The organism is Flavobacterium foetidum (assembly GCF_004634245.1).
In the GTDB taxonomy this organism is placed as follows: Bacteria; Bacteroidota; Bacteroidia; order Flavobacteriales; family Flavobacteriaceae; genus Flavobacterium; species Flavobacterium foetidum.
Genome location: NZ_SJTF01000009.1, coordinates 105692 through 120246 on the forward strand (window position 1 = coordinate 105692; position 14555 = coordinate 120246).

The window sequence follows — 14555 nt, forward strand, 5'->3', positions numbered from 1 at the left end:
GCATTTTTTTAAAAGGCAAATTTCTGAAAAAAGCCAAGCTGTTTGTTAGGATGTAATAATCAATAATTAGGACTTATCAATCATTTTTCGATATCGTATCGGTGAAATTCCTTCTGCTTTTTTGAAGAAGCGACTAAAGTAAGACTGGTCTTCGAAACCTACTTGTGTTGCAATTTCGCCTACAGAAAGTGTGGTTTGAAAGAGTAAATATTTGGCTTCTAACAGTATGTTTTCGTCAATCCATTTCACAGCCGATTTTCCGGTTACTGTTTTGACGCACTTATTTAAATGATTTGGGGTAACATTTAATAGGGAAGAGTAATAATTGACTTGATGCTGTGTTTTTATATAATCATGAATCAGTTCCGTGAATTTTGATGTTATAACCTCAGCAGCCGAAATGCCTTTTACCGTTTTTACCGTGTTTTTATTCATCTCGTAAAAAAGAGTAATCAGGTACGATTGTACAATATTAAGATCTGTAAATGCAGTTTCAGAATATTCTTTTTTCAATCTTTTTAAAATATTGACAATATCTTTAATGTCCTCAGGAGGAAGGCTTATTTTCGGATTTCCCGAAATCTTCAAGAAATCGAATTCATTTAAAAGTTCCCGGCTTCCATATTTCCTAATCAAAATATCAGGATGAAACTGACAGATATATCCTTTGTGTATATTGTTGACATTTTCGAGAGAAAAAATCTGTCCAGCCGGCACCATAATCATTTCGTTATCTCTAGTGATGTATTCCTGATGCCCCAACTTCATAACATGTTGCCCCGAAGCAATAAAAATTAAGGTATGGCAGGAGTGCTTAGAAGGTGGTACTGGATGCTGCATCTGCATGATTTCTTCGATTTCGAGACAAAAGAAATGGTCAGAATTGGATTTGAAAAGCAGGTGAATAGGATTGTATTCTCCCAGAAACTTTTCCCGAAATCCTGATGGGCTGTAGGTTTCTACTTTTTCAGTCTTTTTTGTTTTCATCAGTAATATAATCTAAAATCGAGTAGTTTGCAAAGATTGTAATGTTTGGTATAAAGATCTTCGACCACTTCAATAAGATTATCGTTTTCCTGATACAAAGAGAAAAAAGCTTTGTCAATCGTGCTGCAGCTGGCGATTTTGTTATAAGTTGAGCCGTAACCAGAAATAGCTCTTGCGCCTGTAATGTCTAAGAAATATTGTGCTTCTTCTTCGTTTAGGTCTAAAACTTTTAGATTGGCAAAATGAATGATTTTGCCTTTCATTTTCCCCTCAAAAAGTTCTGCGATTTCTTCTATGCTGTAGTAATAATCATGAAGACAGATGTTGTTTTCCTGTCCCGGCATGGCAAGATAAATGATTTCGTAATCCTTAAAATTATGATCTTCGTAAAGCAAAATATTCAGACTCTCTTCCAAGCCTTCAATAGTATCGCATGTTTTATGAATACTCGAAATTCCTTGGTCTATTGCAAGTTCTTCGAGGCATTTTACCACATTTGTAGTAATATGATTTTCTACGTCGGCGACACCTTCAAGGCAAAAAATAAACTTTTCGTTATCCATAAATCCAGATTCTGTTTTTGCTTAAGTCTAATCTTCAGTTTTACAAAAGTATTTTTTCTGAAAGAAATTTTGCTATGGAATGCCGATTTTAACTTGTTTTTAATTTGAAGATATAGGATAATGAAATCTTTAAATCAAGAATCAAAATAAAAAAAGCGAATCAGTTTTTGCACTGATCCGCTTTTGGTTTTTAATATGGTTTACTGATTGCTTTTCTTCAATGCATCCAATAGTTCTGCAAGATCGACAACTCCGTAAGTAGAGCAGTAGTCTGATACAGCATAAGGCAAAATAAGGCTATTGTTATGAATAATGGCACCACAAGAATATACTACATTCGGAACATATCCTTCGCGTTCATCTTCTAAGGGCGAAAGCAATGGCTCCTTCAATCTTCCGATTTCTTTAGAAGGATCATCAAGATCAAATAAAGATGCTCCAATGCAATAACGGCGCATGGTTCCGACCCCGTGTGTGATTACCAGCCAGCCTTCTGTTGTCCATAGGGGAGAACCGCAGTTTCCGATTTGTGTGAATTCCCATGTGTATCTTGGTTCCTGAAGCAAAATCGGCGTGTTCCATTGAGTGACACGTTCAGAATACATAATATAATTGTTTACACCGTCTATACGGGCCAGCATAGCATATTTACCTTTTATTTTTCTAGGAAACAAAGCCAGATTTTTATTTTGTGCACCAGCTCCATGCAAAGGCATAACTCTGAAATTATAAAAATCTTCGGTAGAAATTAATTTAGGAAGTATTGTATGACCGTTGTAAGCTGTATAGGTTGCCATGACGCGTGCAGAATCGTCGTCGTCGACAAAACGCACAAAACGAGCATCTTCGATTCCGCGGCTTTCAGAATCCGAAATCGGAAAAATGACACGTTCAGTAATGTCAGAATCGTGCTTAAACTGCAAGTCGTAAAAAGAATTCGCAAGCCATAATATTTCCTGAAGCGCTATTCGTCTTTCTTCGCGAATTACAGGGTCGCTAAGGTTTTGTTTTAGTATGTTTTTTAAAACGGCAAATTCAAATTCATTCGGAAGATCCTGCATGATTTGGACAATGTATTTGTCTGTAGTATGCATCTCTGACAATTTGGTCAAAAATCGTTCTTTATTGAATAAAGTCTTGTGCTCGATTTCGGCCTTGTCAATATGATTACCAATTTTCATGATATGAAGATTGTTGTCGCGGTCCAAAATTCCTCTTCTAAAAACGATGGAAGAGATATGGCCTTCTCCTGTGGCTCGAAAAGAAATAATAACTCTCTTTTCGCCTGCTTCGAGTCCGGTTTGGTCAAAATCTTCAACAATTGAAGGATTAAAAATTGCGGCAGATTCAATTGCATATTCCATTGTGCAATAGGATCCAATAAGCATTTTACGGTCGAGAGATAATGCTTCGTAATCTATCTGCATGGCTTCGATTACGGGTCTGATTTTTTCGCAGTGTCTGAAAAAAACTGCTGAAATATTTCGATGACGTCTTGCAAACTCTCTTAAGGTTTGTTCCAAAGTCTGCAAAACTTGTTTGTCGTCGAGCATCATGATACGAGTTACCATCTGCTGGGTTCTTTCGTAACCGTTCATGAAATAACGAGCAACAACTCTTCTGGAATCGGGTGTAAATTTTATGTTTTTTCGGGTGACGGATACTCGCATAGATTTTAATTTAGTTTTAGAATTCGACAGCAGATTTCTTTTGTGAGTCTAAATACAAAATTATCAGGAATATAAATCCTGATACGAGCTTTTTTGCTTAGGACGAAATCTGTTTCTAACAACAAGTTAATAATTTTGTTAAAGAAAAAAGCCTAATTTTTTATTAAAATTGTTTTTCCGCATTTATTTCTTAATTGATGAAAGAATAAAATTACAGAAAAAGGAATCTCTAGATTTTCAATGAATTGAATGCGGTTTTACAGACAGAAGAATTTGAGCAAAGTGGCGATTATAACAATTGGAAAATTTATTGTAAGCTAAATAAATCGGTTTGAAGCAATAGTTGGTAAATTCATATGTAAAGTTTGTACTTTTGCATTTATGAATGATAACTTTATAAATGAGTATTTTGGCATAGGAATACAAAATGGTAAGACACCCGAAAATTTGGGAGTTTTGTGGCGTTCGGCTCAAAACATGGGCGCTACTTTTATATTTACCATTGGTAATCGATATGCTAAACAAGCATGTGATACTCATGATGCTGTAAAAGCGATTCCTTATTTTCATTACGAAACTTTTGAGGATTTCTATGAAAATTTACCTAAAGGAGCAAGATTAGTGGGAGTAGAACTGGCAGAAAAAGCCTCTGATTTAGAAACTTTTGAACATCCAAGAAGATGCGTTTATTTATTGGGGGCAGAAGATCATGGTTTGTCCAAAAATGCAATGAGCAAATGTCATAGTTTAGTGAAATTTAAATCAGCAAAAAGCCTAAATGTGGCGGTGGCAGGAACTATCATTATGTACGACAGAAATTTGCCAAAGCCACGTTCATAAAAAAGGTTTTTTATCAATTAGTTTTAGTAGCTATTTAGTAGTTGTTATTCCTCCATTTTATATGAATTGATAAATCGAAAATTCTTCTCTAGCTTTTTTTTTCTGAAAACTTTATATTTCCAGGATTTTTCATTTTTTGAAATGGAATCTCCGACCAATAATTTAAAAGTGTCTACAGCGGTAATGTTAATTTGCAGGTCGTTTGGTAGATAGTATTTACAAGTTCTCTTCTGTCTATTACTGCTGTCTATAATTTTTGCATCTATTTTTGAATTATAAAATCGCTCTCGAGCTCTATTTCCAATCAATCCAAAAAAGCCTAAAATGATAAAAGGAAGCGAAATCACTAATATCTGAATGAATTTATTAGATTTCATATTTTCCTGACAGAATTTTTTATTCATTCTTTTTAAGATTAAGGTAATACATTATGTAACTTTATCAGATTCCACAAAGTGAATAAGCAGTAAAACAAAAAAGCATTCAAATATCTAACCGATTTATTAAAGATTTTCATGAAATTGTAGCATAGTAATTCGTAATTCTGTTCTTATTAAGCGTCTTTCCATGCGGTTTTAATTTTACTTTATAGCAATTAAATAATTTTCCCGTTTAGCACAAAATTGCCAAGGACAAATTATATCTAAATTGCACTAAATAGCAATGCCTTGTATAGCTATTAGCGGTAATTTTAATTAATTTCAAAGATGTTGGATTTTTCTATATTTTTAATATCAGCCTCATATTCTTTAGAAGTAATTACTCCTTTGTCTTCAAAGTAAAATTTTAAAAAAATCTTTGAAACACTGATAGGAATTGTGTTTGAGGTTTTAACAGTTCGATTCAATCCACTAAAAAGGGGCTGTAGCTGAAAGTAAGAATATTTTTTATATTTTTCATTTTCTGAAAATTTATAATAACCTTTGATTATTCTACTTGAAGTGTTGTTTTTAAAATCAAACTTTACTGTTGTAAATCCGTTTTTAGGATCGGTTTCTAAGTCACATTCGGAAAAGTCCTCTTCTATGTCTTTTGTTTCAATATTTAAAGTTTTGGATTCACCAGGTATAAAATATTTAAAGCAAACATTTTCATAATAGTACGGAGAAGTTGCGTTAAAACAAATAATATTGTAATGTACAGAGGTTTTGAGCTTATATTTCAGCTTAACACTTTTACCTGCGGGTAATTTTTTATCAATTAAATTTTCATTAAATATTTGTCCGCAATAAGGTGCTTTAAGTATAGAGTCATATTCAATTATGTAAAAATTTGTAATTGGAGTTTTAGTATTATTTTTCACAATTATTTGACTGTGAATTTTAAAACTTATCAAAATTAAAATTGATAAAAGTGTTGTTTTTTTCATGTTTTTTCTTTGTTATTATAGTATTTCATATCTTGAAAATGTTCTTATGAGAGCTATGCGAATGTCTCCTGACTTCGCACCCGCAATCTAAATCAAATATAAACAAAAAAAGCTCCAGATTTCTCTGAAGCTTTTGTCCCTGTAGCGGGAACAGGACTCGAACCTGTGTCCGCCGCGGCGGATATGAGCCCGCCGCGCTAAATCTCAGAAATAAGATTTTTTATGAATTCTCTTCCTATTCCGGTTTTTAAATATTTTTCTCTTTTTATTGCTTCGGTTTTAGAATTAAAAAATTCAACATGAATAACTATCCATGGTCTGAATTTTAGAGTATAACCTTTTGTCCCAAGAAAATTATGTGATTTGAATCTATCAATTAAGTTAGAAGTGAAGCCAGTGTAGGTTTTCTTAAATTTTTTAGAATAAAGAATGTAAACAACAAATTCATCCATATTACAAAATGCTATAAACAAAAAAAAACACCACTTGCAATAAGTGGTGTTTTTCTTAGTAGCGGGAACAGGACTCGAACCTGTGACCTTCGGGTTATGAGCCCGACGAGCTGCCTACTGCTCTATCCCGCGATGTTTCGGGTGCAAAGATACACACTAAATGCATTTTTACAACAGTTTTTATGATTTATTTTTGTTTTTTTAATTTAAAACGCTGATTTTTAGGTTTTTATGTTTGATTAAAAGAGCTTTTTAAACTTCATATGATAGTAATTCTTCGTACGGATTTCCTTTTAAACCCAATAATAAAGCAAAGGCAGGTTCTGTTTTATGTCCGTTTTGTTTTAGTTTAATGATCTCTACACGAAAATTTTCACCTTTTGAACGAAGGATTTTAGCTTCAACAACCATGTGTTTATAAGCATTTTGATTTTGCGTTGGAATATTTTGTCCAAATATTTCAATTTCGAATTCATCTAGTCTGAAACTCGCAACGACGCTTTCCTGAGCATTAATTATGTTTTCTTTTATCCAAAAGCCATTGTATTTTTGAAAAAGCAATTTTACTTTTTCAATAAAATAAGTTTTGTTTTTCCAATAGCAAATAATATCCAAATCACTTCCGTCAATATCGATATTTATCGGAATTGTTCCGGTTATGAGAGCGTCAAATTCTGCCAGATTTTCCAAAACTTTATAGTGGGTAAGAACCTCAAAAGCCCGTTTTTGTTTTAGATTTCCGTTTTTTAGATAGGCGATTTTTGTAAAATCAGTCATTATAGTTCTTGGTTTCTTTAATTTCGTCTTCGAGTCTTTTTCTGATATCGATTTTGGCTTTTGTAAAAACAAAAATAGTGGTCAGATATTCTCTTGCATACTTGTTTGTAATTTGTCCGCCAATTACCGAAGTGCCGAAAAACGGAGATGTTTCTGCAAATTCCTTGCTTTCTTCATCAAACTCCTTTATGCGAATCAGGTTTTTATACGGGATGCTAAGGTCAAACCAGTTTACGTAATCGGCATTAAAAGAAACGGCTTTTATCCCTTTTTTTGAATAAAAATTAATAGCTCCCGCCTGACCGTAATTATCGCACAAAACAAGAGTTTCTTTTTGATTCGGAAGCAAATTGTAAATTGAATCGGTTTTGCGTGCCAATTCTTTCCATCCGAGCATATCGGCAAAATCTTGAGGCAATTTGTGATTTTTTCCGTCTTCCCATCGAAGCATTCCTAACTTTTTATATTTTTCCTGATGAGAAGCGATGTATTGCGGACTTTTATTTGGAAAGACAATATCGTACATCGGAATAAAAAATAAAACGGGAAATAATGCTACAACTGGCCTTAAGAATCTCTTCCTGTCTTTTTCTGAAATATCGGACAAAAACACAGAGCCAAAAGCGATATAAATTGGGTATAAACCGATGGCATAATAAGCTTTGGCTTTGAAATAAATAAAAATCAGAAGAGTGAAAACTAATGAAAAGGATAAAAACTTAAATTCTTGAAAAGGTTTATAAAACAACAACGCATAAAAACCTGCAAGAATTACCAATATCGAACCGATAAAAAACAGCAGTTGTTCTTTTAAAAAATCGATACGATTTACGTTTACCAATTGTGTTTCTGACAGCTCTTTCATATGATGAACAATCGGGAAATTATTATTGTACTGCCATAAAAGATTCGGAAGCATTAGAACTAATCCGAAAATTAGAGCGATGTATAATTCTCTTTTTACGAATATCATTCGCTGTTTTGTCAGTAGTATTGCAGGTACGATTCCGAGCAACAGAAATACGATATTGTATTTGTTTAGAAATCCGAAAGCAAAAGTTATTGCGGCGAAAAAAAGCCATTTTGTTTTTTCAGAACTAAAGTATCGAATTAAAAAATAGTAAAACAAAGTCCAGCAAAGAACATCAAGCGAATTGGGCTGAAAAAGCATATTCAGCCTTAGCAAACACGAAAATAAAATACAAAGAGCGCCTAAAGTCAGGGCATAGAAGCCACCTTTTAGATGTTCGATTGTTTTCCAAACAACTAAAAGAGTTAGAGCACCAAATAGGGCAGGGAAGAACTTTATCCAGAAAACTGAATTTCCGAGAAGAAAAATCAGATAAGAAATCCATGAGGTTACTGGCGGAACAGACAAATAACCCCAAGCCAAATGATGCGCCTGGTCGAGATGTAAGTATTCATCACGTTGTAAATCGTATGCAGCGTTTACCAAAAAATAGTGTAGCGCAAATTTTAAAATAATAAATCCGATTAAAACAATGGTTTTCTTACTCATTCTAGTCTGGTTTGGAGCGGGTTAAATTTTAGTTTCAGCTAAGATATTATTTATTTTGAAAATTGTTTTAGAAATTAAAATGCGTCAAAATAAAAAAGCTCCAGATTTTCTGAAGCTTTTCAATGTTGTATAACGTGCTAATGCAAGAAATTATTCTTCTAAAGCGGTTTCAAATTCCATGTGGTCAATAACTTCTGCTGCTGGTTTTTCAGGTTTAGAAGCTTTCAAGGAGTTGAATCTTTCCAGCATTTCGGTTTCGCCTTCTTCGCCACTGAAATAAGGGAAAACATCCATAATTGGTGTTTCTGAAATTGCAGGAATTGAGTATTCTCCCATAGTGTTTTTCATTATATGAAGCGTATTGTCATAAGCTTCGCGAACATCATTTGCCTGCACCAGCATATACATGCTAGTTTTTCTTTCCTTACCGCTTTCTTCATCATAAGCAATTAAGGTGATTTTAGATTTAAACCAACGGTCAGCGTTTTCAAAAGGATGAATTTCAGCATAATTGGCCACTTTGATAGATGTGATTTTAAACTCTTCACTAGTATAAGCGGCCATTTCTTCATTCATTCTTTTCTCAGCTTCTGTATACGACAAAGCATCAACCAAATACGGTTCTGTTAATACTTTTTGTCCTCCAGTTTCATCTGTTTTTCTATATTTTACTTTGCATTCGTACCAAACTACGCTCATCTCTTTTTAAATTTTAAGGATGTCAAAGATAAATTTTCACACAGAAATAAATCTTAATTAGCACTATAAAATATTCACAAATTAAGATGATTATAGTAACCTTTTGAGGTTCTGTATTTTAGTGGTTTGTTTTTGAAAATAGGATTTTATTTATAGATGTTGCGTTGTTTTTTGTTTTGAAATTAAAACAAGTAATTAAAAATCAATACGTTGTTTTTTGAGATTCTTTTTTTTGCCTTTTTTTCATTCTTTTTTTAAACCAGCGCTCTGTTTTTCACGTAAGTGTTGAGAGACGATATCTGGGAGTGGGGCACATTCGAAATGAAATGATTTGTGGAACAATGAATCATGCTGCATTACCGATATCGTCTTTTTTATATTAAAAATTTAAGACGAATCGTATTGGGAAAATTAAACATTCAGAGATTAAAAGAAACTTTGAATTATCTGGAAAGCAAACAGCGTGAATTGAAACGAAATGAGCGACATGATACGCGAAGCATAGAATCTATGATCAAGTACTTGAAAAAAGACATGATTGAACAGTTTAAGCTAACGGAGCATCTTTTTTATATTAAACAAGAAAGCAAAGACACAGAAGTTTTTATAAAAAACGTAAAAGAAATCATAGAATGGTATCCAGATTTTTTTTAAGAAAATCAGTTCATATTTTTTGATTTCTAGATTGGTAATCTAAAAAATGATACAATTTAGAACAGTGATTTTGAAGCCGTTTTTGTGCTGTATGACTAATTTTGAGAAATAAAATTTCATTTTAAACAAATCAAAAAAAGTCAAAATGGTACAGGAAAGAGTGATGGAGAAATTGGCTATTCTTGCCGATGCAGCTAAATACGATGTTTCGTGTTCGTCTGGACAAAGCAAACGCGAAAATAAAAACAAAGGTCTGGGAGATTCTACCGGATACGGAATTTGTCATGCGTATACGGAAGACGGACGCTGTGTTTCGCTTCTTAAAATTCTGCTTACCAACCACTGTATTTTTGATTGTGCGTATTGTGTCAGCAGAAAAAGCAATGATGTAAAACGTGCCGCTTTTACTGTTCAGGAAGTCGTTGATCTTACAATTGGTTTTTACCGAAGAAACTATATCGAAGGATTATTTCTGAGTTCGGGTATTTTTGATAATCCCGATTATACCATGGAACGTTTGGTGCGGATTGCTAAAAAACTTAGGTTGGAAGAAAATTTTAACGGATACATTCACCTCAAGGCAATTCCGGGAGCAAGTGATGGGCTATTAAAACAAGCCGGAATGTATGCCGACCGATTGAGCGTAAATGTTGAAATGCCGACCGAACAAAGCCTTAAACTTTTGGCTCCCGATAAAAACCACATCGATGTTATAAAACCGATGGAATATCTCAAAAACGAAATTACCGAATATAAAGAAGAAAAAAAACGGAACTACAAAATACCGCTTTTTGCTCCAGCGGGGCAAAGCACACAGATGGTGATTGGCGCAACCAAAGAAAATGATCTTGAAATTTTAGGCATGGCCAATTATTTTTACGAAAAAATGAATATGCGTCGGGTTTATTATTCGGGTTATGTTCCGATAAGCCATGATAACCGTCTTCCCGCAATAGGAACTCCTGTTCCGATGATACGCGAAAACCGTTTGTATCAGGCCGATTGGCTGATTCGTTTTTACGGATTTAATGTCAACGAAATAGTTGGTTTTGATCAGCCGAATCTTGATTTAGATATTGACCCCAAACTCGGATGGGCGCTCCGAAATCTTGATCAATTTCCCGTTGACATAAATACCGCCGATTTGGAATTGATAAAACGCATTCCCGGAATCGGCTTTTTGAGTGCCAAAAAAATTGTGGCAGCGAGACAATTCAAAAAACTACAACCTTATGATTTGCAGAAATTAGGAATTGCCTACAGTAGAGCAAAATATTTCTTGGCATTTGCTTCGCCTTTTAGGCTGCAACAGGATTTTACTTCAATACAGATTAAAAACCATATTTTAAATCTGCAGAAGAGCAAGTATAAAAATGATTTTTCGAATCAGCTTGTTTTATTTTAAGCAATGACACAAGTAATTTACGACGGAACTTATGAAGGCTGGCTTACGGCTGTATTTGAGATTTATGAATATAAATTGAATGATATTGTCCTGGCGCAAAATGAGGCTTTGAATACAATGCTTTTTGCCGATATTCACACCGTAACAACCGATATCTCAAAAGCAGAACGTGTAGAAAACGGATTAAGAAAACGGCTTACTGTTTTGGGTTTTCAAAGTGTTTTTGGCGCCTTTCAGTCAGAAATAAATAAGATTGATGAGGTTTTGTTTCGATTTGTAAAACATGTGTTGTCCAGCGATGTTAATGTGGAAGGTGATTTAGGTAATGATGATGTTCTTGCCGTAAAAAAGGCGTTTCATTTTACAACGAGAGAAAGCCACAGAATGAAAGCATTTATTCGCTTTAAGCTTACAAAAGACAATTTGTATTATGCGATTATCGAACCAGATTGCGATGTGCTCCCGCTTATAGAACAACATTTTAAAAAGCGATATGCCGATCAGCGCTGGTTAATTTATGATGCAAAACGTAAATACGGCATTTATTACGACCTGGAGAATACGAGTGTTGTAGCGTTGCAATTTGACTCAGGAGTTTCTTTGTCTAAATCTTCAGCTGAATTTTTTGACGAGGATGAAGGTTTTTTTCAGGATTTATGGAGGTGTTATTTTAGCAGCGTAAATATTGCATCACGCAAAAATACAAAGCTTCATTTACAGCATATGCCCAAAAGATATTGGAAACATTTGACTGAAAAAAGACCTGATTTAAATGATTTTAAATAACAGGAATTAATTTGCTGCATTTGATTCGTTATTAACTACAATTATGATTTTGCTATTCGGCCAATCTTAGAGAATAATTGCACATTTTCTCTCACAAATGCCTGGAACATTTTTCTTTTTAATTCATTGGCAAGGATAGCATTTATGCTGAAAAAGCAAACCTTATTCGTACTCCTAACAGTAAATCTGCTAAGATGGCGTTTTTTTTCTTTAATTGCTTTGTCGAGTTTCTTTGTATTTTCGAGCAGGAGAAAATGTAACTCCAGAAAACCACTATCATAAGCAAATATTCAAACTTGCTTAATTTTAAATCTCCATTGATGAAAAGCAATTGAATTAACCCAAAAGAATAAAAATACTTAACCAAACATATTTATACTTCTCATAGCTAACTGCTGATTGCGCACTAGATCCCTTTACTAAAAAATCGATAAGCATCAACAAATTGATAAATTAACAGGGACGTGCTACATTTAAAATTATCAATAAAGTGGTTTTTTAATATATGCATTTTTATCGGACTAATTTACAGTAACTATTAAATACAAATACTTTTAATCATGCCTTTTATCATTTTCAAAGCTTCAGTTGATGTTTTACGAATGATGATTTTATTCTTTTTATCCTTTATCAAAGCGGTAAACTGATTGTCTTCTATATTGATGTCAACGATAGTTCCGCCATATTTTAAAGTAGTTTCTGCAATTGCGATTGGGAGGCTTGTTGCGCCCGAAGTTCCCAAAATAAATAGTATTCCCGAATTTTTAGCAATTTTTAAAGAACTGAATTTCTTATTGGTTCGTTCATCATAATATTCATCAAACCATAAAATATTGGGCCTCATCCAGCTTCCGCAAGTTTGACATTTTAAAAGCTCGATTTCTCTTTCCGTCAGATCTTCATCGATTTCTTTTCCTTTTATTTCTTCTGGCAGATTTAGGATTTCTTTACAGCCATTGGAACATTTTATTTCTCTATTGTTGCCATGGATTTCGAAAATTCTTTCGGTTCCGCTTTGTCGGTGTAAATTATCAATATTTTGAGTAATAAGATGAAATCGGTCTTTCAGGATGTTTTCAATTTCAACCAATTCGTAATGACTTTCATTTGGTTTGGCATTTTGAAACATTTTCTTTCTAAACAACGAATATTGCCAGACTTCTTCCGGATGTTCTTTAAAGTATTTAAAAGTTCCGAATTCTTCCGGTTTATGAAATTGTGTTCCTTTAACCCAAATACCATCAACACCTCTATAAGTTGGAATGCCGCTTTCTGAAGAAAGCCCGGCTCCTGTCAAAAAGGTAAAGAGGTTTCTTTTGTTTTTAGTTGAAACGTATTTTATGATATTCTCTAATTCTTGCATATTTAGTTTTGAAAAAACAGTATTGTATTTTTTTGATTAAATAAATCAATTAACTAGCAACTTGGATTAATTAGAAAAACGTTTTATAAAATTCCAATTAGAATCATAGATCGAAATTTCTAGATTATCATTTTTGATTAATAAGTCATTTGCTTTACTTTCTGCTTCCTGAATGTTTTCAAAAGATAAAAAGGGACGTGAATTTGTTTCACTTTTTAAGAATCTTGTTTTACCATCAATCTCTAAAATGATTCCGGTTGCTTTTTCACAAAATACTAAATTGTACATGGTTTTATTTTTGGTTGGTTATAGAACAATTTTTTTATCAATAACTAATATGCATAAAATGAAAAAGGAATCATGCCATTAGGCTCTCGTACGTAATAAATTTTATGTTTATTTTTTGTTTCTCTATAGATAGTCATATTTTTTGAATAACGATCCTTAAAGACTCTATCGCCAACCGAAATCCCTAAATTTTCGAATTCTGTAAAACTATAACTAGCAAAAGAATATTTGTTATTTAGGCTGTCGTAAAATATTAGATAACCTTTTGCATCTGTTTCTATTTTATCTATACTAAAATCATATTTATTTGTGTATTCTTGACGTGATTTTATAAATGCATTTATAAAAATAAAAACAAAAATAGTTGCGAAAAAGATTATAAATAAAAAAACTGCTCTTTTTCATCCATATTTAAAATTGTTGTTTAGTACTTTATTGAAGCTTTTCAATTCTATTTATTTGTGCGAAAATACATAAATATATCTATTCGGCTTTTGTTTAATTTAAAAACCTTCTTTTAAGATAAATTTTTCTATTGTACCAAAAAAATGCCTTGAGAAGATGTACATTGAAATGTGCAGTTTAATTTGCTAAATTTGATTCATTAATAACTACAATTATGACTTTTGATATTCAGCCAATCTTAGAGAATAATGACACTATATTACGCCCTTTAAAAGAAAAAGATTTCGAGAGTCTCTATAATGTCGCATCAGACCCTGAAATATGGAAACAACATCCGAATCGGGACCGTTGGAAAAAAGAAGTTTTTAGAACTTTTTTTGAAGGAGCCATAAAGAGTAGGGGAGCTTTTAAAATTGTAGACAAAAAAACGGGAAACATAATTGGAAGCACGCGATTTTACGATTACGATGAGGTTGATAAAAGTATATTGATTGGTTATACTTTTTATGCCGTATCGCAATGGGGAAAAGGAGTTAATCTCACGGTAAAAACAATGATGCTTGGTTATGTTTTCCAGTTTGTCGATAAAGTTAATTTTCACATTGGAGCCGAAAATATCAGGTCACAAATCGCAATCTCGAGATTGGGTGCCCAGAAAATAGCCGAACAGGAAGTCGCTTATTTTGGAGAACATCCAAAACTGAATTTTGTTTATCAGATTACGAAAGCAAATTGGCACAATAAAAATAGTTAAGATGTTACTTCATACTTGCTGTAA

The 14555-nt window shown here is 33.1% G+C and carries 16 protein-coding genes and 1 tRNA gene; 5 read left to right on the forward strand and 12 right to left on the reverse strand.

Features of this window, described 5'->3' with window-relative positions:
• Positions 1 to 66: 66 nt before the first annotated feature.
• From E0W73_RS12645 to E0W73_RS12655, 3 genes are all read right to left on the reverse strand, one after another.
• A complete protein-coding gene (locus E0W73_RS12645; RefSeq protein ID WP_135222441.1) occupies positions 67 to 987 on the reverse strand; it encodes a helix-turn-helix domain-containing protein in 921 nt (306 codons plus the stop codon).
• Positions 987 to 1550 carry a DUF6642 family protein gene (locus E0W73_RS12650; protein WP_135222442.1) on the reverse strand — a complete coding sequence of 188 codons (564 nt, stop codon included), beginning with the start codon at positions 1548 to 1550 and terminating at the stop codon, positions 987 to 989. The genes E0W73_RS12645 and E0W73_RS12650 overlap by 1 nt, the downstream gene beginning before the upstream one ends.
• A 200-nt stretch (positions 1551 to 1750) precedes the next feature.
• Positions 1751 to 3220: a glycoside hydrolase family 130 protein gene (locus E0W73_RS12655; protein ID WP_135222443.1), complete on the reverse strand. Its 1470-nt coding sequence runs from the start codon at positions 3218 to 3220 to the stop codon at positions 1751 to 1753.
• Between the two features lie 381 nt (positions 3221 to 3601).
• Between E0W73_RS12655 and E0W73_RS12660 the strand changes: the two genes are divergently transcribed.
• Positions 3602 to 4060, forward strand: a complete 459-nt coding sequence (locus tag E0W73_RS12660) for an RNA methyltransferase (RefSeq protein WP_135222444.1) — start codon at positions 3602 to 3604, stop codon at positions 4058 to 4060.
• Between the two features lie 44 nt (positions 4061 to 4104).
• Here E0W73_RS12660 and E0W73_RS12665 read toward each other — a convergent pair whose 3' ends face one another.
• The 7 genes from E0W73_RS12665 to E0W73_RS12695 all read right to left on the reverse strand — a co-directional run bounded on the left by E0W73_RS12665 (position 4105) and on the right by E0W73_RS12695 (position 8876).
• Positions 4105 to 4464 carry a hypothetical protein gene (locus tag E0W73_RS12665; protein WP_135222445.1) on the reverse strand — a complete coding sequence of 120 codons (360 nt, stop codon included), beginning with the start codon at positions 4462 to 4464 and terminating at the stop codon, positions 4105 to 4107.
• A 287-nt stretch (positions 4465 to 4751) separates the two neighbouring features.
• On the reverse strand, positions 4752 to 5429 hold the full coding sequence (locus tag E0W73_RS12670; RefSeq protein WP_135222446.1) for a hypothetical protein: 678 nt from the start codon (positions 5427 to 5429) through the stop codon (positions 4752 to 4754).
• A gap of 197 nt (positions 5430 to 5626) precedes the next feature.
• The gene (locus tag E0W73_RS12675; RefSeq protein WP_135222447.1) at positions 5627 to 5881 is read right to left on the reverse strand and encodes a GIY-YIG nuclease family protein; all 255 of its coding nucleotides are present in this window, start codon (positions 5879 to 5881) and stop codon (positions 5627 to 5629) included.
• 59 nt (positions 5882 to 5940) lie between these two features.
• Positions 5941 to 6013, reverse strand: a tRNA-Met gene (locus E0W73_RS12680).
• 120 nt (positions 6014 to 6133) lie between these two features.
• Positions 6134 to 6658 carry a DUF4269 domain-containing protein gene (locus tag E0W73_RS12685; RefSeq protein WP_135222448.1) on the reverse strand — a complete coding sequence of 175 codons (525 nt, stop codon included), beginning with the start codon at positions 6656 to 6658 and terminating at the stop codon, positions 6134 to 6136.
• Positions 6651 to 8177, reverse strand: a complete 1527-nt coding sequence (locus E0W73_RS12690; RefSeq protein ID WP_135222449.1) for a glycosyltransferase family 39 protein — start codon at positions 8175 to 8177, stop codon at positions 6651 to 6653. The genes E0W73_RS12685 and E0W73_RS12690 overlap by 8 nt, the downstream gene beginning before the upstream one ends.
• Before the next feature lie 150 nt (positions 8178 to 8327).
• Positions 8328 to 8876: a DUF4494 domain-containing protein gene (locus E0W73_RS12695; RefSeq protein WP_135222450.1), complete on the reverse strand. Its 549-nt coding sequence runs from the start codon at positions 8874 to 8876 to the stop codon at positions 8328 to 8330.
• 402 nt (positions 8877 to 9278) lie between these two features.
• Here E0W73_RS12695 and E0W73_RS12700 point away from each other — a divergent pair, with 402 nt between their 5' ends.
• From E0W73_RS12700 to E0W73_RS12710, 3 genes are all read left to right on the forward strand, one after another.
• Positions 9279 to 9530, forward strand: a complete 252-nt coding sequence (locus E0W73_RS12700) for a hypothetical protein (RefSeq protein WP_135222451.1) — start codon at positions 9279 to 9281, stop codon at positions 9528 to 9530.
• Positions 9531 to 9675: 145 nt separating this feature from the next.
• Complete coding sequence (locus E0W73_RS12705; RefSeq protein ID WP_135222452.1) at positions 9676 to 10935, forward strand: putative DNA modification/repair radical SAM protein; 1260 nt, start codon at positions 9676 to 9678, stop codon at positions 10933 to 10935.
• A 3-nt stretch (positions 10936 to 10938) separates the two neighbouring features.
• Positions 10939 to 11721, forward strand: a complete 783-nt coding sequence (locus tag E0W73_RS12710) for a TIGR03915 family putative DNA repair protein (protein ID WP_135222453.1) — start codon at positions 10939 to 10941, stop codon at positions 11719 to 11721.
• Between the two features lie 538 nt (positions 11722 to 12259).
• On the opposite strand, the gene E0W73_RS12715 is transcribed toward E0W73_RS12710, so the two are convergent.
• Positions 12260 to 13084 (reverse strand): SIR2 family NAD-dependent protein deacylase, encoded by an 825-nt coding sequence (locus tag E0W73_RS12715; protein ID WP_135222454.1) that lies wholly within the window; start codon positions 13082 to 13084, stop codon positions 12260 to 12262.
• A 66-nt stretch (positions 13085 to 13150) separates the two neighbouring features.
• Positions 13151 to 13372 (reverse strand): hypothetical protein, encoded by a 222-nt coding sequence (locus E0W73_RS12720; protein ID WP_135222455.1) that lies wholly within the window; start codon positions 13370 to 13372, stop codon positions 13151 to 13153.
• A 619-nt stretch (positions 13373 to 13991) separates the two neighbouring features.
• Between E0W73_RS12720 and E0W73_RS12725 the strand changes: the two genes are divergently transcribed.
• Positions 13992 to 14531 (forward strand): GNAT family N-acetyltransferase, encoded by a 540-nt coding sequence (locus E0W73_RS12725; protein ID WP_135222456.1) that lies wholly within the window; start codon positions 13992 to 13994, stop codon positions 14529 to 14531.
• The last annotated feature ends 24 nt before the right edge of the window (positions 14532 to 14555 follow it).